We start from the raw sequence: 16,528 nt of genomic DNA, 5'->3' as shown, positions 1-16,528 counted from the left end.
GGGGCGCTGCTGCCCCCCGTTTTCACACCCGTTTCTCGGTTTCTCGTACTGCCATGCGCACCTTTCTTGGCCTGAACCACCGCAGCCTGGCGCCTGCCACCGCCGTGGCGATCGGCAACTTCGATGGGGTGCACCGTGGGCACCAGGCCATGCTGGCCCTGCTCAATGCGCAAGCCCGCCAGCGCCAGCTGGCCAGCTGCGTGCTCACCTTCGAGCCCCATCCGCGCGACTACTTCGCCAAGGTGCTGGGCAAGCCCGAGATCGCGCCGGCGCGCGTGGGCACGGTGCGCGACAAACTCACCGACCTGGCCGGGCAACAGGTGGCGCAAACCGTCATCCTGCCCTTCAATGCCGCGCTGGCCGCGCAGCCGCCCGAAGACTTCGTGCGTCAGGTGCTGGTGCAGGGCCTGGGCGCGCGCTATGTGCTGGTGGGCGATGACTTTCGCTTCGGCCACCAGCGCGCGGGCGACTACGCCCTGCTGGCCCAGCTGGGGCCGCAGTTGGGCTTTGAAGTGGCGCGCATGGACAGCCACACCGTGCAAGGCGTGCGCGTCTCCAGCTCCGAAGTGCGCCAGGCCCTGCAACAAGGCCGCATGCACGACGCCGCCGAGCTGCTGGGGCGCCCCTACGCCATCAGCGGCCACGTGCTGCACGGGCGCAAGCTCGGCCGCCATCTGGGCGCTGGCCTGCCCAGCATCACTGGCGGCTTTCGCACCCTGAACCTGCACTTCAAGCACTGGAAGCCCGCCGCCAGCGGCATCTTCGTCGTGCAGGTGCGCGGCCTGACAGCGCAGCCCTTGCCCGGCGTGGCCAACCTGGGCGTGCGCCCCTCGCTGGACCCCAGCGACGTCAACGGCGGCCGCGTGCTGCTGGAAACCCATTGCCTGCAATGGCCCGAAGCCCTGGGCCCCGAGGGCGGCTATGGCAAAGTCATCCGCGTGGAGCTGTTGGAAAAGCTCCACGACGAGCGCAAATACCCCAACCTGCAGGCCCTGGCGCAAGGCATTGCCCAGGACTGCGCCGCAGCGCGCGCCTGGTTCGCCCAGCGCCAGCCCCAGGCGGCAGGCCTTGAGCTCTGATCCGCCTAGCTGCCCCAGCACACTGCCAGACCGCATGCCCCAGGCCGACGACGAGGAAATCACACTGCCGCCGCCGCTGATGACAGTGCCCGTGCAACGCCATGTGCACGGGCAGGCCGCGCCGTGGCAGTGCGATCAGGTGGCGGCCGAAGTGCCGGTGGCGCTGGTGTGCAATGGCCTCTCGCACGCCGTCATGATGTGCACCCCGCAAGACCTGCCCGAGCTGGCGCTGGGCTTTGCCCTGAGCGAAGGCATCATCGACTGCGCCAGTGACTGCTATGGCATCGACATCGCCGCCGTGGATGCCGCAGCCCCCAGCGACTGGGCCGCAGCGGGCGCCAGCGAATACAGCCTGCCGGCCCTGGCCGTGCACCTGGACATCGCCAGCAGCGCCTTCATGCGCCTCAAGCAGCGCCGCCGCAACCTGGCCGGCCGCACCGGCTGCGGCCTGTGCGGCATCGACAGCCTGCAGGCCCACGATTGGCTGCCAGCGCCTGGCGCGGCTGCGCCGCCGCCCTGGCTGGCGCAAATCGGCCCGCCCACCATCTTCAAGGCCCTGGCCGCCATGGCCGAGCAGCAAACCCTGAACCACGCCACAGGCGCGCTGCACGCCGCCGCCTATGCCGATGTGCACGGGCAGCTGCACGCCATCTACGAAGACGTGGGGCGCCACAACGCGCTGGACAAGCTGCTGGGCGCGCGCGCCAGGGCGCTGCAAGGCGGCACCACGCGCAACGACGGCCCTGCCTGGCCGCAGCAGGGCTTCGTCGTCATGTCCAGCCGCGCCAGCTACGAGCTGGTGCGCAAATGCGCGCGCCTGCACCTGCCCCTGCTGGCCACCATCTCCGCGCCGACCTCACTGGCCATCCGCGTGGCCGAAATCGCCGGCCTGCAACTCTGGGGCCTGGCACGCGAGCCCCGCGCCGTGCGCTACACCCGCTGAGGGAAGGTAGCGTGCCAGCTGTCGTTTGCTGGATGTTGCGCTCGTTCAGCGTTTGCATCCTGCTGCGGCGCCCGGAGGGCAGGGCGCATTGATTGTTGGAAGGCTGTGACTCACAGGCTGTTTGTTTACCTGCAGCCATGCATTTCCATCAGCCGGGCAATCCGGTCGCCGAATTTCTGAATAACGTCGTTGCGGGTCAGGCCATGACGGTTGACCATGAAGGGGATGATGACCACCAGGGTGCCATCGCTATTGACACTCCACCACAGGTCGCGGCTATCGATGGATTCGTGATTGAACGTGGCACTCCCCTCGTGAAATGCCAGTTTGTAGTCCGCGCGATATTGCTTGCCCAAGCACAAAATAAGTTTTGGCCGAGCAGTAAATGCCCATTTACGAATTTGCCAAAAACGGTGGATTCTGCACCAATCGATGTACTCCTGCTTGGAGGAAAAACCCGTGATGGCGGCATATTGCTCATGCCAGCGAGACGGGCTGGTATCCTTAAAACTTACGGGGTAGAGGTTGAGCTTGAAGTAGCCGCTTGAGCCCTGAGTGAAGGGCTTGGCACGGCTGCAGAATTCGCGGTAGTTAGATACGTTGGTGCCATCAATGGCGCTAAGTATTTTCAGTGCTTGACGGTTGAAGATATAAGCTTCGTTGCGCGTGGCATCTGAGTAGCCGGTGCGTGGTTGCGATTCGTCACGCAAAATTTCTTCAGCAAGGCGTTCGGAAGACTCTTGGCCGCCCCATTCGATTCCGCAGAGCCAGATTGAGCGATCTGCAGGGGTGCCGATGTCGCCGCCATCACAACCAGAAAAACTGGTGGCCCATTTTGCAAATTCAGCTGTGGCGCTCATTGGTTCACCTTGGCCTGCGTTGGGGAGCTTGTTGGTTTTGCCATTGCCACGCAAAGGCTGCACATGCTCTGAAACATGGCTTCAGATTATTTATGAAAAATTCTCAAGCCAAAGAGGCGGGATTGGCTTTGATGTGTTTTATTGACGGTAATTCATGTCGCTGGAGATATGTTGGTTTTCACTAATTACTCGCCGCACATGGACTATTTTTGCGAACCGTTCAGGATTGCGCTTAACCTCTAAGCCTGAGAAGTGTGTGCATTGATTAAGTACTGGTTGATTCGTTGCAAGGCATCTTTCGCCCCTAAGGCCAATTCAATAGCGCCGGGGTTGAGGATGTTTGCCTCACGCAAGTTGATGCGAATCAGGCGACTGCCGCGACGCTGCATGTACCGTGTGAACTGGCGCACAGTGGGGATAGTACTGCCAGCCCCGATTTCGATCACCACTGGGGCAGGTGAGTTGTCCAGCCACATATCGAGCAGCATCTGCTGCTGGTCACTACGTGTCTGATTCCAGTGCCAGTCTTCGAACATGAGGATATTGGGCCGTGCCAGTTTGCCGCAATGAGGGCAGTGGGGCAAATCGCCTTGCCATTCACAGTTGGCCTCGTCGATTTTCGGGTGTAGGTCTACAGTAGGCCAGATACTTCCTTTGCAGTTGGCTATACATTGCAGGCGGTGTATGGAGCCGTGACATTCATACACGCGGGCGGAGGGAAAGCCGGCCTTCTGAAAGTGTCCGTCGACATTGCTGGTGAAAACAAAACAGCCTTGCTCCATACGCTGTGCCCAGGACTGGAGCAAACTGAAGCCTGCGTGCGGCGTCGTCGCACGGTATAAGTTGAGCCTATGGCCGTAGAATCCCCAGGCAGTGGCAGGATACTTTTGAAAAGCATGCGGCGAGGCAATTCGCTCGAATGGCAGCCTTTTTCTGCCCAGCATGGGGTAGGCGCGCCAAAAGCCCTTGTTGCCCCTATAGTCAGGTAGGCCAGAGTCGATGCCTATTCCCGCACCTGCGGCGATAACCAAAGCCTTGGCGTTATCAATCAGCTGCGCAGCTTGCGCTAGTTTGTCTTCAAGCAGAAAGTCGGTGACTCGATCAGCCTGTGGATGGATATGCCATGAGTCGGTATCAGCTCGGTATTGCACTGCATCACCCGCAAGTGCATCGCGCAGAGCGATAGCGCGCTGATAGCCTATGCGCAGACGGAGCTGGAGGTGCGAAATGCTAGGATCATTGGAATACAGCACATGCTGGCGTGCTTGGTAGTACAGTGGATCGCTGGGTTTGGGCGCAGGCATAAAACATCCTTTTTGACAGCAGCCAGCGCTATAAGCATTAGCACTAGAGGCGGCCAATTCGACTAGAGAAGAATGTCATTCTCTACAAAGCTGCGTCACGATGTGTCGTAGGCCAAACATATGTAGTTTCTCATCGCTGGCACGCTGGCACGCTGGCACGCTGGGGCGAACGCTGCGCGTTGTCGCGCATGTGCATGGCCCCAAACCTTCGGTGCGGCGCAGGTGCATCGCCCACTGCTACGCGGATGGGCTTGCCCGAGAAATATGCCAGATCGCCCGTCGTGTTGCCCGCGGACTCCGGCGTCTCAGGCACCAGAAAATTCCCGCGCGTCAGGCGCATGCCATTCCACAGGCGCAGGCTGGGGCGCACCCCATCGGCATCCTCTGCCGCCTCGAAGCCCAGCGCATCGCGCAGGGCCTGTCTGGCCCGCCAGCGCGATGCGCGCCGCGCCCTGGGCCATGTCCACCAGGTCCTGGGTCGTCATCTTGTGCGCGTGCCCGCCGCCGGTGATCTGGCGCAGCGCCCGTTGGAAGGCGCGCAGCACCCGGCCCAGCCAGCCCGCCAGTGTGCGGTGGCTGTCGATCTTCGGCCGCCTCGTTCCAGCCGCTTCGGGGCAGGGGCTTTCGCGAGCTTTCAGCTTCCTGCTCAGTAAGCCAAGACTTTTTGTCAGGGGCTGGCGCGGGCCGAGCCATGCGCAAATCGCCCATGCACAATCAGGCGCCGATGGCAGTTTTTATCGTTGCGCGTGGCTCGATCAGCTTCGACAGCTGCTTGGTATATGGGGCTCCACGTGCAAAAAGGCCGCTGCCTTGGGCAGAAGCACCGCGTGCCTGCGCGGATGTTTCTGCCTGCAATTTCTATGCAGCGCTCGCTCATGGCGGTGTGCGCCGCTGGCCTCAGTGGTTTTCCTTGGCGTGGTTGATGGTGTATTTGGGGATTTCGACCGTCAGGTCGGTGTGTGCGACGATGGCCTGGCAGCCCAGGCGCGATTGCGGCTCCAGGCCCCAGGCCTTGTCCAGCAGGTCTTCTTCTTCTTCCTGAAGCTCGTTGAGCGAGTCAAAGCCCTGGCGCACGATGACGTGGCAGGTGGTGCAGGCGCAGCTCATGTCGCAGGCGTGCTCGATTTCGATGCCGTTTTCCAGCAGGGCTTCGCAGATCGAGGTTCCGGTGGGCACTTGCAGCTCTGCGCCTTCTGGGGCGAGTTCGGCATGGGGCAGGACGGTGATTTTGGGCATGGTCGGGGGGAGGTGGCTTGGCGGTGTGGGGCCTGTGGTCGGTTACAGCGATTGCACGCTTTTGCCCGCCAGTGCCTGTTGGATGCCGCGGTTCATGCGGGCGGCGGCAAAGGCTTCGGTGTCGTGCGCCAGGGTGTGGATGGCCGCTTCGATCTGGGCGGCGCTGCCGCTGTCGCGGTCGATCAACGCCTGCAGCGCGGCGATGCTGGCCAGGATGGCGGCGTGGGCCGAGTCGCTGAGCAGGTCGCGGTCTTGCGCCAGGGCCGATTGCGTGGCGAGGATCAGGCGGCGCGCATCGACGCGCGCCTGGGTGAGGGCGCGCGCTTGGATGTCTTGCTCGGCGGTGGCAAAGCTCTCGCGCAGCATGCGCTCGATCTCGCTGTCGGGCAGGCCGTAGGTGGGCTTGACCTGAACCTGGGCGTGCACGCCGGAGCTTTGCTCCTGTGCGCTGACGCTGAGCAGGCCGTCGGCATCGACGGTGAAGGTCACACGGATGCGCGCCGCGCCAGCGGCCATGGGCGGGATGCCGCGCAGCTCAAAGCGCGCCAGGCTGCGGTTGTCGCTGGCCATGTCGCGCTCGCCCTGCAGCACGTGGATGGCCAGCGCGGTTTGGCCGTCCTGGTAGGTGGTGAAGTCCTGGGCCTTGGCGGTGGGGATGGTGTCGTTGCGGTGGATGATGCGCTCGGTCAGGCCGCCCATGATTTCGATGCCCAGCGACAGCGGCACAACGTCGAGCAGCAGCACGCTGTCTTCGCTGCGGGCGTTGCCGGCGAGCTGGTGGGCCTGGATGGCCGCGCCCAGGGCGACGACTTCGTCCGGGTTGAGCTCGGTCAGCGGCGGCTTGCCCAAGAAGCGCGCGACGTTGTCGCGCACGGTGCGCATGCGGGTGGAGCCGCCGACCATGACGGTGCCTTGCACGTCGCTGGCGCTGAGCTTGGCGTCTTCGAGGGTGCGGGCCACGCATTGCAGGCTGCGCTCGACCAGCGGCTGGACCAGCTCGGCAAAGGTGTCGTGCCGCAGCACCAGTTGTTGCTGGCGGCCGCCCCAGCGGGCGTCGAGGGTGGCGCTGTCTTGCTCGGCCAGGGCTTCCTTGGCGGCCCTGGCCTGTTGGCGCGCATAGGCTTTTTCTGCACTGGTGGCGGGCTCGACGCCCAGTTGCTGGCTGGCCCATTGCACGAGCAGGGCGTCGAAGTCGTCGCCGCCCAGGGCCGAGTCGCCGCCGGTGGCCAGCACTTCGAACACGCCCTTGCTCAGGCGCAGCACGGAGGCATCGAAGGTGCCGCCGCCCAGGTCGTAGACCAGGTAGATGCCTTCGGCGCCATGATCGAGGCCATAGGCGATGGCTGCGGCCGTGGGCTCGTTGATCAGGCGCAGCAGGCGGATGCCGGCCAGGGCGATGGCGTCCTTGGTGGCCTGGCGCTGGGCGTCGTCGAAGTAGGCGGGCACGGTGACGACGGCGCCATAGAGCTCGGCATCGAAGCTGTCTTCGGCGCGCTGGCGCAAGGAGGCGAGGATTTCCGCGCTGACTTCGACCGGGGTTTTCTCGCCAGCGGCGGTGCGCGCGTACAGGCTGATGCGCCCGTCCTCGCCTTTGCGCTCGCTGAGCTCATAGGGCAATTGCCCTGCGTTGGCGATGTCGGCCAGGCCACGGCCGATCAGGCGCTTGGCCGAGACGATGGTGTTGGCGGCGTCTTCCTGCCCGGCCTGCAGCGCGGCATGGCCGATGTGGCGCTGGCCCTGGGGGCCATAGTGCACGGCCGAGGGCAGCAGGATGCGGCCCTGGGCGTCGGGCAGGCACTGCGGGCTGCCGTGGCGCATGGCCGCCACCAGCGAGTGGGTGGTGCCCAGGTCGATGCCGACGGCAAGTTTGAATTGATGGGGATCCGGGCTTTGGTTAGGCTCGGCGATTTGCATCAGGGCCATGGTGGCGTGCGTCCTCGCAAAAGAGGGGGAAGAAAAAGTGGCGGTTGCGGCGGTGCCGGACTGGTTGCGCTGGCGCAGGCGGCTCACAGCTGCTTTTGCCGCTGCGCCAGGCGCTGCTCGAAGCGGGTCAGGAACATCCAGGCGCGGATGTGTTCGGCCGCAGCCTGGGCATCGCCCTGGGCATCGAGCGCTTGCGCAACGGCCTGGATGGTCTCGTCCAGCGCCTGCTGCACTTCATGGGCGATGGGCTGCAGCTCTTGCGCCGATTGGGCTTCGTCCAGGGCTTCGAGCCATTGCATTTGCTGCATCAGGAACTGTGGCGGCATGGCCGTGTTGTCTTCGGCACCGACGGATTGGCCCTGCAGCTCGCACAGGTAGCGGGCCCTTTGCAGCGGATCGCGCAGGCGCTGGTAGGCTTGATTGATGCGCACGGACCATTGCATGGCCAGGCGTTGGGCCGCAGGGCCTTCGGCGGCGAACTTGTCCGGGTGGACCTGACGCTGCAGCTCTTTCCAGCGGGCGTCGAGCGCGGCCGCATCCTGCGCGAAGCGGGCGGGCACGGCAAACAGTTCAAAGTCGGTCGATTGCAGGTTCATTGGCAGGGGCAGGGCAAGCGGTGGCCGGGGCGGTCCGCGTTGCCATTCCAGATCAAAGCCGTGACTTTGCCACGTTCGCAAGGCTTGGCCGGGCAAGGTGGGTGTGGTTTGCGCGCGGCGCTGCGCCTTGGGTGGGCAATGACATCGGATGCTTTGGCAATCCCAGGCGGGCGCACGGGCGCCCAAGCCGCGCCGCCCAGCGCCCGCATGCGCGCGCGGGCAGGCGGGTCAGTCGTGGCTCAGACGCGGAAGGACTCACCGCAACCGCAGCGGTCGCGCTCGTTGGGGTTGCTGAACTTGAAGCCTTCGTTCAGGCCTTCGCGGACAAAGTCCAGCTCCGTGCCGTCCAGGTAGGCCAGGCTTTTGGGATCGACCAGCAGCTTGATGCCGTGGCTTTCAAAGACGACGTCGTTGGGGTCGGGCTCGTCGACGTATTCGAGCTGGTAGGCCAGGCCGGAGCAGCCCGTGGTCTTGACGCCCAGGCGAACACCCACGCCCTTGCCGCGTTTGGCGAGGTATTTGCTGACATGCCGTGCGGCAGCTTCGGTAATGGTGACGGCCATAGGGATTCTCTGGCGATAAAAACTCAAAGCGCGATGGTCACCAACACGGAGCAGGCCTGTACGGCCGTGAGCGCGTGCGTGACCCCTGCTTCGACGAACAACAAATGACCGGCTTGCAGCAGCGCCGCAGGGCCATCGTTCAGGCTGACTTGCACGCTGCCTTCCAGGCAGTGGATGGTGATTTCGCCTGCCACCTTGTGGGCGGGCATGTGGTGGCCTGCTGGAAACACCAGCCGCAACACCTCCAGATCATGCGACTTGAACAAGGCGATGGATTGCGCCGCTTCGATGCGCGCGCCATAAGGGCGCACATCCACGGGCTCGCCCTGTCGCGCGTGGATCAGTGCCATATTGTCTGTGCCTCGATGAACATGCGCGGGGTGTGGGGCATCGGCTTTGCAGCTGCCGCACAGCGCCTTTGCCGGTGGTCAAGCAGCTGTGGGGCCTTGCCCATCCATCTATCAGGCGGCGGTGGCCTGCTTTTTCCTGTAGTCCTCCACGGCGGCCTTGATGGCGTCTTCGGCCAGGATGGAGCAGTGCACCTTGACGGGCGGCAGGGCCAGTTCTTCGGCGATGACACTGTTTTTCAAGGCGGCGGCCTCGTCGAGGGTCTTGCCCTTGACCCATTCGGTCACCAGCGAGGAAGAGGCAATGGCCGAGCCGCAGCCGTAGGTTTTGAAGCGGGCGTCTTCGATGACGCCGGTTTGCGGGTTGACCTTGATCTGCAGCTTCATGACGTCGCCGCAGGCGGGCGCGCCCACCATGCCGGTGCCAACGGAGCTGTCGCCCTTGTCGAAGGAGCCGACGTTGCGGGGGTTTTCGTAGTGGTCAATGACTTTGTCAGAGTAGGCCATGGCAGGCTCCAGTGTGTTTCATCTTGGGGGAATGGGATGGGTGCCGCCGCAGCGCGCGGCGTGCATTGCGCCGATGCCTGGCGCGGGCCCGAGGGCCCGGTTCAATGCGCGGCCCATTGGATGGTGCTCAGATCGACCCCTTCCTGGTACATCTCCCACAGGGGGCTGAGCTCGCGCAGGCGCGCAACGTTTTCGCGGATGGTGGCAATGGCGTGGTCCACTTCTTGCTCGGTGGTGAAGCGCCCGAAGGTCATGCGCAGGCTGCTGTGCGCCAGCTCATCGCTGCGGCCCAGGGCGCGCAGCACGTAGCTGGGCTCCAGGCTGGCAGAGGTGCAGGCCGAGCCCGAGGACACGGCAATGCCCTTGATGCCCATGATCAGCGATTCGCCTTCAACGAAGTTGAAGCTGATGTTGAGGTTGTGCGGCACGCGCTGTTGCAGGTCGCCATTGATGAAGACTTGCTCGATGTCGCTCAGGCCGTCGATCAGGCGCTTTTGCAGGCGCTGGGCGTGGGCGTAGTCCTGCGCCATTTCTTCCTGGGCGATGCGGTAGGCCTCGCCCATGCCGACGATCTGGTGCGTGGCCAGGGTGCCCGAGCGCATGCCGCGCTCATGGCCACCGCCGTGGATTTGGGCCTCCAGCCGCACACGCGGCTTGCGCCGCACGTACAGGGCGCCAATGCCCTTGGGGCCGTAGGATTTGTGCGAGGCCAGGCTCATCAGGTCGATGGGCATGGTCTTCATGTCCAGCGCAATCTTGCCGGTGGCCTGCGCGGCATCGACGTGGAAGATCACGCCGCGCTGGCGGCACATGGCGCCAATGGCGTTCAGGTCTTGGATGACGCCGATCTCATTGTTGACGGCCATGACGCTGAGCAAGGTGGTATCGGGCCGGAAAGCCGCCTCCAGGGCCTGCAGATCCAGCAGGCCGTTTTCCTGGACGTCGAGGTAGGTGACCTCGAAGCCCTGGCGCTCCATTTCGCGCATGGTGTCCAGCACGGCCTTGTGCTCGGTCTTGACCGTGATCAGGTGCTTGCCCTTGCCCTTGTAGAAGTGCGCGGCTCCCTTGATGGCGAGGTTGTCCGATTCGGTGGCGCCGCTGGTCCAGACGATTTCGCGGGGGTCGGCGCCGATCAGGTCGGCCACTTGCTTGCGCGCTTTCTCGATGGCTTCTTCGGCCTCCCAGCCCCAGGCGTGGCTGCGCGAGGCGGCATTGCCAAAGTGCTCGGAAAGCCAGGGGATCATGGCCTGCACGACGCGCGGGTCGACCGGTGTGGTGGCACCGTAATCGAGGTAGATGGGCAGATGGGGTGTCATAGTGGGTTTTGCTTATCGATCGTCAGGGCTGCGCGTGTGTTGCGCGCATGCTCGTGCATGCAAGGATGCGGTTACAGGGATTGGGGCCTTGCCCTTGGGCAATGGCTTGGCGCTTGGCCTGTGCCTGCAGACCCACCAAGCCATTGCTGCCCCATTGCGGCGGCGTGGCTGGCAACTGAGGCTGGCAACTGGCAAGGGAAATGCCGGTCAGGACTTGGCCAGCGCATTGCCCAGCGCGAAGACGGAGTTGGGGGCGTTGACGCGGATGGGCTTGACCACCGGGGCAGAGGAGATCGTGCGTCGCGTGGGGCTGCGCTCCTCGACCTGCACGCCTTTGGCGATTTGGTCGTCCACCAGTTTTTTCAGGGTGACGGAGTCGAGAAAATCCACCATGCGCTGGTTCAGCGCCGTCCAGAGGTCGTGCGTCATGCAGCGATGGCCTTCGCCCAGGCAGTTGCCCTTGCCGCCGCACTGGGTGGCATCGATGGGCTCGTCGACGGAGACGATGATGTCGGCCACGGTGATTTCCTCGGCCTTGCGCGCCAGTGTGTAGCCGCCGCCGGGGCCGCGCGTGGATTCCACCAGTTGATGGCGACGCAGCTTGCCAAAGAGCTGCTCCAGATAGGACAGCGAAATCTGCTGGCGCTGGCTGATGGCCGCCAAGGTCACTGGGCCACTGCCTTCACGCAGTGCCAGGTCGATCATGGCGGTGACGGCAAAACGGCCTTTGGTGGTCAAACGCATGGTGCGGCTCCTTTCCGTTGGTCTGCTTGCGGGCCGCAAGGGCTGACAGAGGCAGGCAGAAGGTGAATGGATGGCGTGGGCCTCACGCAGTGGGTGTATGAATGGCCCCAGGCTGCACCGGGCTTTTCGATGCTTGGGCGCCACATACGGGATATTCCTAAGTGTAGCACAAGCCCTAGAATTTTTGTCGGGTAATCGGCTGTGGCCGATTCAGGGTCGCTGACCCGGGCGCTGTGCAAAGTGCTGCGCCAGCACGGCGCAGACCATCAATTGGATCTGGTGGAACACCATGATGGGCAGCAGCATGCTGCCAATGGCCTGGCTGGCAAACAGCACCTGCGCCATGGGCACGCCCGTGGCCAGGCTTTTTTTCGAGGCTGCGAACAAAATGGTGATCCGGTCTTCCAGATTGAAGCCCAGTGCCTTGCCCAGTATCCAGACCAGCGTCAGCACCAAGGCCAGCAAGGCGCAGCAAAACACCAGCAAGGCCAGCAGATTCACGGCCGGCACCTGGGCCCACAGCCCCTGATTGACGGCCTGGCTGAACGCTGTGTAGACCACCAGCAGAATCGATGTTTGATCGACACTCTTGAGCCAATGCCGGTTGCGTGCCACCCAGGCGCCGATCCAGCGGCGGGCCCATTGGCCGGCGATGAAGGGGATGAGCAGCTGCTGGGTGATTTTGGCGATGGCATCGAGCGTGCTGGGCGCGCCGTCGCTGCCAGCGCCAATCAGCCACAGCACCAGCAGCGGTGTGATGAAGATGCCGATCAGGCTGGAGGCCGCGGCGCTGCAGATGGCCGCCGGGATGTTGCCCCTGGCCAGCGAAGTGAAGGCGATGGCCGATTGCACCGTGGCCGACAGGGCGCACAGGTAGAGGATGCCCAGGTACAGCTCGGCCCCGACCCAAGGGGCCACCAGGGGTTTGAGCACCAGCCCCAGCAGCGGAAACAGCACAAAGGTGCAGGCAAACACCAGCAGGTGCAGGCGCCAATGGGTGATGCCAGCCACGACCTCCTGGCGCGAGAGCTTTGCGCCATGCATGAAGAACAGCAGCGCGATGGCCGCGTGCGTCAGCCATTGAAAGGCATGCTCTGCCTGCCCCCGCGCGGGCAGGAAAGTGGCCAGCAGCACGACGGCGATGAGAATCAGCGTGAAGGGATCGAACAGGAGGCGGAGCAGACGCGCAATCGGCATGGGCTGGCGCTTTTTCAGTCGGGAAAAGGCCCAGCCCGGTACGGGGCAGGGCCGTGGCGTGTGGGGGTGGCGCCTGGCATCACAGCCAGTGGTTACAGCCAGTATTGGCGCACCAGTTCGCACATGGTGCGGGCGGCGCGGCCGCGGTGGCTGTATTGGTTTTTGGTGGCCTCGGGCAATTGGGCGAAAGTCTGGCCCAGCTCGGGCAGCAGCAGCACCGGGTCGAAGCCAAAACCCTTGTCGCCGCGTGGCTCGGGGGCAATGTGCACGGCCACCTTGCCCACGGCGATCAGGGGTTCAGGGTCGTGCGGCTGGCGCACGCCCACCAGCGTGCTGACCATGTAGGCGCTGCGATCGGCCAGGCCAGCCATTTGTTCGAGCAGGGCGCGCACATTGTTGGCATCGCTTTTGGGGTAGCCGAACTGCTGGCAGTAGTGGGCCGTTTGCACGCCGGGCAGGCCGCCGAAGGCCTTGACGCACAGGCCGGCATCGTCGGCGATGGCCGGCAGGCCGGAGTGCTCTGCGGCAAAGCGCGCCTTGGCCAGGGCGTTTTCGACGAAGGTCTGGAAAGGCTCCTCGGCCTCGCCACTGAACAGCTTGCCTTGGGCGACGATCTGCACCCCCAGCGGCGCAAACAGGGATTGCAGCTCTTGCAGCTTGCCTTGGTTGTTGGAGGCCAGGACGATGGTTTTCATGGGGCGCGGTGTGCTCAAGGGGCGAAACGGGTGCGTGCATCAGGCATTGCGCGTGGCCTGCAAGGCTTGTTTTTGCAGCGCGATCAAGCTGCGGATGCCTTGCTCGCCCAGCTGCAGCATCTGTTGCAGCTGAGCCTGGCTGAAGGTCTGGCCCTCGGCCGTGCCTTGCAGTTCGACGAAATGGCCGCTTTCGGTCATGACGATGTTCATGTCCGTGTCGCAGGCTGAATCCTCGGCGTAGGCCAGATCGAGCAGGGCCTGCTCTTGCACGATGCCCACCGAGACGGCGGCCAGCGCCTGGCGGATGGGCGATCGCTGGATCAGGCCCCGCTGCAGCAGCCATTGCACGGCGTCGCAGGCGGCCACGTAGGCGCCGGTGATGGCGGCCGTGCGCGTGCCGCCGTCGGCCTGCAGCACGTCACAGTCCAGCTGCAGGGTGCGCTCGCCAAGCAGTTGCAGATCGAACACCGAGCGCAGCGCGCGGCCGATCAGGCGCTGGATTTCCTGTGTGCGCCCGGTTTGCTTGCCTTTGGCCGCCTCGCGCGCGCCGCGCGTGTGGGTGGCACGCGGCAGCATGCCGTACTCGGCCGTCACCCAGCCCTCACCAGAGCCTTTTTTGTGCGGCGGCACCCGCTCTTCGACCGAGGCCGTGCACAGCACCTGCGTATGGCCAAAGCTGATCAGCACCGAGCCTTCGGCGTGCATGGTGTAGTGGCGCTGGATGTGCACGGGGCGCAGCGCGTCGCAGGCGCGGCCGTCGGCGCGCAGGAAAAGCGTGGAGGATGTCATGGTGTGGGTGCGGATGCAGCCCCCGAAAATCCATTCAAGGGGGCGATGGGCTTTTGAAGATGTGTTGCGGTGTTTGTCTGGCGGCCGATGCCCTGCGCTTGTCACGATGCCGCTGGCAGATCGCGCGGCCGCTGAAGGGGGAGGGCAGGGCGCGAAGCGTGGCCCGCAATGTGGCGCGTATGGGTGGGTAGGTATGGGATGGGCGGGCGGCTTCAACTGCGGCGCAGGGCGCGGTTGATTTCGCTGAGGCTTTTCTCGATGTCCACGTCGTCGAGCAGGTCGCCGGAGATGGTGGTGGTGAACTCCTCCATGTCCGAGAAATCGTCGTTGATCTCGACCGCGCGGCTGGCCGTTTGCTTGCGCTCTTCCTGCCAATCGACGGCAATGATGGTGATGTTGTCGCTGGACTTGCCGGCGGTGTGAAAGGCCAGCTCGACCAGCTCTGGCCCGGTGAGGGTGATGTCGCCGCCATTGAGTTTGTTGACGATGGCGTCTTCGTCCAGTGGGCCCCAAAGGCCGTCCGAGCACAGCAGGATGCGGTCGTCCTTGTCGAGGTTTTCCGGGCTGCTGAGGTCGTAGATCGGGCGTGCTGGCGAGCCCAGGCAGGTGAACAGCACGTTGCGGTTCATTTCCCCCATCTTGGTGAGTACGGACTCGCGCAACTCCGAATAGGAGTGATCGCGCGTGCGGGTCAGCAGCACGCCTTTGCGGGTGATGTACAGGCGCGAGTCGCCGCAATGGATCCATTGGATCTCGCCGTTTTGCACCACGGCCGCCACCAAGGTGGTGCGCGGCGAATCGGGCATGCCCTTGTCGATGGCGTAGCGCAGGATCTGGCGGTGCGCCATCAGCAGGCCCGATTCGAGAAAGTGCGGCACATCGTCGATCGTCGGCAGGGCCTGTTTCTTGAACAGCGCGGCCATGGTCTGGATGGCAATCCGCGCGGCCGTCTCGCCCTCGGGGTGGCCCCCCATTCCATCGGCCAGCACGAACAAGGCGGCGTCACCCGTGTGGCAATAGCCCATCCGGTCTTCGTTCTTCTTGCGGCCGCCCTGGTGGCTGGTTTGGAATACAGAGAATTTCATTGCGATGGTGGCACAGCGGCAGCAGCGGTGGGCTGGTGCGTTGGCATGCCCGATGGCCAAAACGGCGTATTGTCGCTGGTATTGGGGCGTGTGGGCGAGCATCCGAAGGCCAAGCTGCGGTTTTCCCCGCTGGTCGGGGCGGCGCAGCCTGCGGTCGCTCTGGATGCTTATTCTTCTTTCTTACCGCCCACCAGCGAGCTCAGCTGCATGCGCATTTTCTCGCCCATACTCATTTGTGAGTAGCGCAGCTCGGTCTCGCGCGCCAATTCCTTTTGCAGCGCAAACACCGACTGGGGGCGCGCCAGCGGGTCGAGCGCCATGCACCACTCGACGACTTGGATCAAATTGTCTGAATAAATGCGCTTGACCCGGCTCAGCGACAGGCTCAGGCGGTCCTTCTCATTGCGCTGTGGCACATCGTTGGGCGGCACGCCCAGCATGCAGGCATAGATGCAGGCGCCAATGGCGTAGATGTCCGTCCAGGGGCCCAGCGCGCCATCGCGCTTGTACATCTCCGGCGCGGCAAAGCCCGGCGTGTACATCGGGCGCACGAAATTGCCTTCCTTGGAGAGCACCTCGCGCGCGGCGCCGAAGTCGATCATCACGGCCTTGTCGTCGTCGGTGATGAAGATGTTGGCCGGTTTGATGTCCAGGTGCAGCATCTTGTGCTGGTGCACGATGCGCAGGCCGCGCAGGATTTCGTCAAACAGTGAGCGGATGGTCGATTCCCTGAACACCTTGCGGCTGTCGGGGTTGCGCGCGGTGACGATGAACTCCTGCAGGGTCGAGCCCTCCAGGTGGTTCATGACCATGTAGACGGTCTCGTTCTCGCGAAAGAAATTGAGCACGCTGACCACCGAATCGTGCGAGATCTGCGCCAGCGAGCGCCCCTCCTCGAAAAAGCTCTTGAGCCCCAGGCGGTACAGCGACATCTTCTCGGGCGCGACCTGCGGGATCAGCTGGCCCGGCTCGCGCGTGACCAGCGACGAGGGCAGGTATTCCTTGATGGCCACCGGGTGGCCTTCGGGGTCGATGGCAAAGTACACCACGCCAAAGCCGCCCGAGGAAATGCGGTGCAGCAACTGGTAGCCGCCCACCTTGGTGTTGGGCGGCAGCGGGGCGGGCTTGGCCTTGGGGGCGTTGGTGCTGGGGGCTGCTGGGGTGGCCATGGCGGTCTGCTGGGGTTGATGCTGCAGGCGCTGCTGCATGGGGCGATGGATGGGCGATCTGCCAGAGAGAGGGAGAGGGCGCGCGGGCGCGAGCGCCAGAGGCAACCGATTGGCGCCACGCACTGCGCCGCGCAGCTTGGCCGGTGAGCCTTGCCGCTTGGGTTTGCAGTTGTAA

Annotated in this window: 17 protein-coding genes; 2 read left to right on the top strand and 15 right to left on the bottom strand. The window is 64.2% G+C overall.

Annotated features, from left to right (window positions below):
* Positions 1-53 precede the first annotated feature (53 nt).
* Positions 54-1,079 (top strand): bifunctional riboflavin kinase/FAD synthetase, encoded by a 1,026-nt coding sequence (locus CK625_RS03715; RefSeq protein WP_095538863.1) that lies wholly within the window; start codon positions 54-56, stop codon positions 1,077-1,079.
* 34 nt (positions 1,080-1,113) lie between these two features.
* The gene (locus CK625_RS03710; RefSeq protein ID WP_095538862.1) at positions 1,114-2,022 is read left to right on the top strand and encodes a formate dehydrogenase accessory sulfurtransferase FdhD; all 909 of its coding nucleotides are present in this window, start codon (positions 1,114-1,116) and stop codon (positions 2,020-2,022) included.
* Between the two features lie 125 nt (positions 2,023-2,147).
* Here the strand turns inward: CK625_RS03710 and CK625_RS13575 are convergent, their stop codons facing one another.
* The 15 genes from CK625_RS13575 to CK625_RS03635 form a co-directional block, all read right to left on the bottom strand.
* On the bottom strand, positions 2,148-2,882 hold the full coding sequence (locus tag CK625_RS13575) for a hypothetical protein (protein WP_143326167.1): 735 nt from the start codon (positions 2,880-2,882) through the stop codon (positions 2,148-2,150).
* 239 nt (positions 2,883-3,121) lie between these two features.
* Positions 3,122-4,186 carry a Sir2 family NAD-dependent protein deacetylase gene (locus CK625_RS03700; RefSeq protein ID WP_095538860.1) on the bottom strand — a complete coding sequence of 355 codons (1,065 nt, stop codon included), beginning with the start codon at positions 4,184-4,186 and terminating at the stop codon, positions 3,122-3,124.
* Between the two features lie 897 nt (positions 4,187-5,083).
* On the bottom strand, positions 5,084-5,422 hold the full coding sequence (gene fdx / locus CK625_RS03695; protein ID WP_095538859.1) for an ISC system 2Fe-2S type ferredoxin: 339 nt from the start codon (positions 5,420-5,422) through the stop codon (positions 5,084-5,086).
* A 42-nt stretch (positions 5,423-5,464) separates the two neighbouring features.
* On the bottom strand, positions 5,465-7,345 hold the full coding sequence (gene hscA / locus CK625_RS03690; protein ID WP_095538858.1) for a Fe-S protein assembly chaperone HscA: 1,881 nt from the start codon (positions 7,343-7,345) through the stop codon (positions 5,465-5,467).
* Between the two features lie 83 nt (positions 7,346-7,428).
* Positions 7,429-7,941, bottom strand: a complete 513-nt coding sequence (gene hscB / locus CK625_RS03685) for a Fe-S protein assembly co-chaperone HscB (protein WP_095538857.1) — start codon at positions 7,939-7,941, stop codon at positions 7,429-7,431.
* Positions 7,942-8,180: 239 nt separating this feature from the next.
* Positions 8,181-8,504, bottom strand: a complete 324-nt coding sequence (iscA, locus tag CK625_RS03680; protein ID WP_095538856.1) for an iron-sulfur cluster assembly protein IscA — start codon at positions 8,502-8,504, stop codon at positions 8,181-8,183.
* A gap of 23 nt (positions 8,505-8,527) precedes the next feature.
* A complete protein-coding gene (locus CK625_RS03675) occupies positions 8,528-8,854 on the bottom strand; it encodes a cupin domain-containing protein (protein ID WP_095538855.1) in 327 nt (108 codons plus the stop codon).
* A 111-nt stretch (positions 8,855-8,965) separates the two neighbouring features.
* Complete coding sequence (gene iscU, locus CK625_RS03670; protein ID WP_095538854.1) at positions 8,966-9,358, bottom strand: Fe-S cluster assembly scaffold IscU; 393 nt, start codon at positions 9,356-9,358, stop codon at positions 8,966-8,968.
* A gap of 101 nt (positions 9,359-9,459) precedes the next feature.
* Positions 9,460-10,674: an IscS subfamily cysteine desulfurase gene (locus CK625_RS03665; RefSeq protein ID WP_095538853.1), complete on the bottom strand. Its 1,215-nt coding sequence runs from the start codon at positions 10,672-10,674 to the stop codon at positions 9,460-9,462.
* Positions 10,675-10,881: 207 nt separating this feature from the next.
* Positions 10,882-11,418, bottom strand: coding sequence for a Fe-S cluster assembly transcriptional regulator IscR (gene iscR, locus CK625_RS03660; protein WP_095538852.1), 537 nt, complete (start codon positions 11,416-11,418; stop codon positions 10,882-10,884).
* A 210-nt stretch (positions 11,419-11,628) separates the two neighbouring features.
* Positions 11,629-12,609 (bottom strand): bile acid:sodium symporter family protein, encoded by a 981-nt coding sequence (locus tag CK625_RS03655; protein WP_095539078.1) that lies wholly within the window; start codon positions 12,607-12,609, stop codon positions 11,629-11,631.
* A 98-nt stretch (positions 12,610-12,707) separates the two neighbouring features.
* On the bottom strand, positions 12,708-13,310 hold the full coding sequence (gene rdgB / locus CK625_RS03650) for an RdgB/HAM1 family non-canonical purine NTP pyrophosphatase (protein WP_095538851.1): 603 nt from the start codon (positions 13,308-13,310) through the stop codon (positions 12,708-12,710).
* A gap of 39 nt (positions 13,311-13,349) precedes the next feature.
* On the bottom strand, positions 13,350-14,099 hold the full coding sequence (gene rph, locus CK625_RS03645) for a ribonuclease PH (RefSeq protein ID WP_095538850.1): 750 nt from the start codon (positions 14,097-14,099) through the stop codon (positions 13,350-13,352).
* Between the two features lie 212 nt (positions 14,100-14,311).
* Positions 14,312-15,184, bottom strand: coding sequence for a PP2C family protein-serine/threonine phosphatase (locus CK625_RS03640; protein ID WP_095539077.1), 873 nt, complete (start codon positions 15,182-15,184; stop codon positions 14,312-14,314).
* Between the two features lie 167 nt (positions 15,185-15,351).
* Positions 15,352-16,353, bottom strand: coding sequence for a serine/threonine protein kinase (locus tag CK625_RS03635; RefSeq protein ID WP_095539076.1), 1,002 nt, complete (start codon positions 16,351-16,353; stop codon positions 15,352-15,354).
* Between the last annotated feature and the right edge of the window lie 175 nt (positions 16,354-16,528).

The organism is Vandammella animalimorsus (assembly GCF_002285265.1).
Classification (GTDB): domain Bacteria; phylum Pseudomonadota; class Gammaproteobacteria; order Burkholderiales; family Burkholderiaceae_C; genus Lampropedia.
Note: the sequence above shows the minus strand (reverse complement) of the source record. Positions and strands in the feature narration are given on the sequence as shown.

What these genes read in the sequence shown, in the direction of transcription:
- rdgB (WP_095538851.1), bottom strand. Translation starts at nt 13,310, where the DNA reads ATGAAAACCATCGTCCTGGCCTCCAACAACCAAGGCAAGCTGCAAGAG.
- iscR (WP_095538852.1), bottom strand. Translation starts at nt 11,418, where the DNA reads ATGCGTTTGACCACCAAAGGCCGTTTTGCCGTCACCGCCATGATCGAC.
- CK625_RS03700 (WP_095538860.1), bottom strand. Translation starts at nt 4,186, where the DNA reads ATGCCTGCGCCCAAACCCAGCGATCCACTGTACTACCAAGCACGCCAG.
- CK625_RS13575 (WP_143326167.1), bottom strand. Translation starts at nt 2,882, where the DNA reads ATGAGCGCCACAGCTGAATTTGCAAAATGGGCCACCAGTTTTTCTGGT.
- iscU (WP_095538854.1), bottom strand. Translation starts at nt 9,358, where the DNA reads ATGGCCTACTCTGACAAAGTCATTGACCACTACGAAAACCCCCGCAAC.
- rph (WP_095538850.1), bottom strand. Translation starts at nt 14,099, where the DNA reads ATGACATCCTCCACGCTTTTCCTGCGCGCCGACGGCCGCGCCTGCGAC.
- CK625_RS03665 (WP_095538853.1), bottom strand. Translation starts at nt 10,674, where the DNA reads ATGACACCCCATCTGCCCATCTACCTCGATTACGGTGCCACCACACCG.
- fdx (WP_095538859.1), bottom strand. Translation starts at nt 5,422, where the DNA reads ATGCCCAAAATCACCGTCCTGCCCCATGCCGAACTCGCCCCAGAAGGC.
- hscA (WP_095538858.1), bottom strand. Translation starts at nt 7,345, where the DNA reads ATGGCCCTGATGCAAATCGCCGAGCCTAACCAAAGCCCGGATCCCCAT.
- CK625_RS03715 (WP_095538863.1), top strand. Translation starts at nt 54, where the DNA reads ATGCGCACCTTTCTTGGCCTGAACCACCGCAGCCTGGCGCCTGCCACC.
- CK625_RS03635 (WP_095539076.1), bottom strand. Translation starts at nt 16,353, where the DNA reads ATGGCCACCCCAGCAGCCCCCAGCACCAACGCCCCCAAGGCCAAGCCC.
- iscA (WP_095538856.1), bottom strand. Translation starts at nt 8,504, where the DNA reads ATGGCCGTCACCATTACCGAAGCTGCCGCACGGCATGTCAGCAAATAC.
- CK625_RS03710 (WP_095538862.1), top strand. Translation starts at nt 1,114, where the DNA reads ATGCCCCAGGCCGACGACGAGGAAATCACACTGCCGCCGCCGCTGATG.
- CK625_RS03675 (WP_095538855.1), bottom strand. Translation starts at nt 8,854, where the DNA reads ATGGCACTGATCCACGCGCGACAGGGCGAGCCCGTGGATGTGCGCCCT.
- CK625_RS03640 (WP_095539077.1), bottom strand. Translation starts at nt 15,184, where the DNA reads ATGAAATTCTCTGTATTCCAAACCAGCCACCAGGGCGGCCGCAAGAAG.
- hscB (WP_095538857.1), bottom strand. Translation starts at nt 7,941, where the DNA reads ATGAACCTGCAATCGACCGACTTTGAACTGTTTGCCGTGCCCGCCCGC.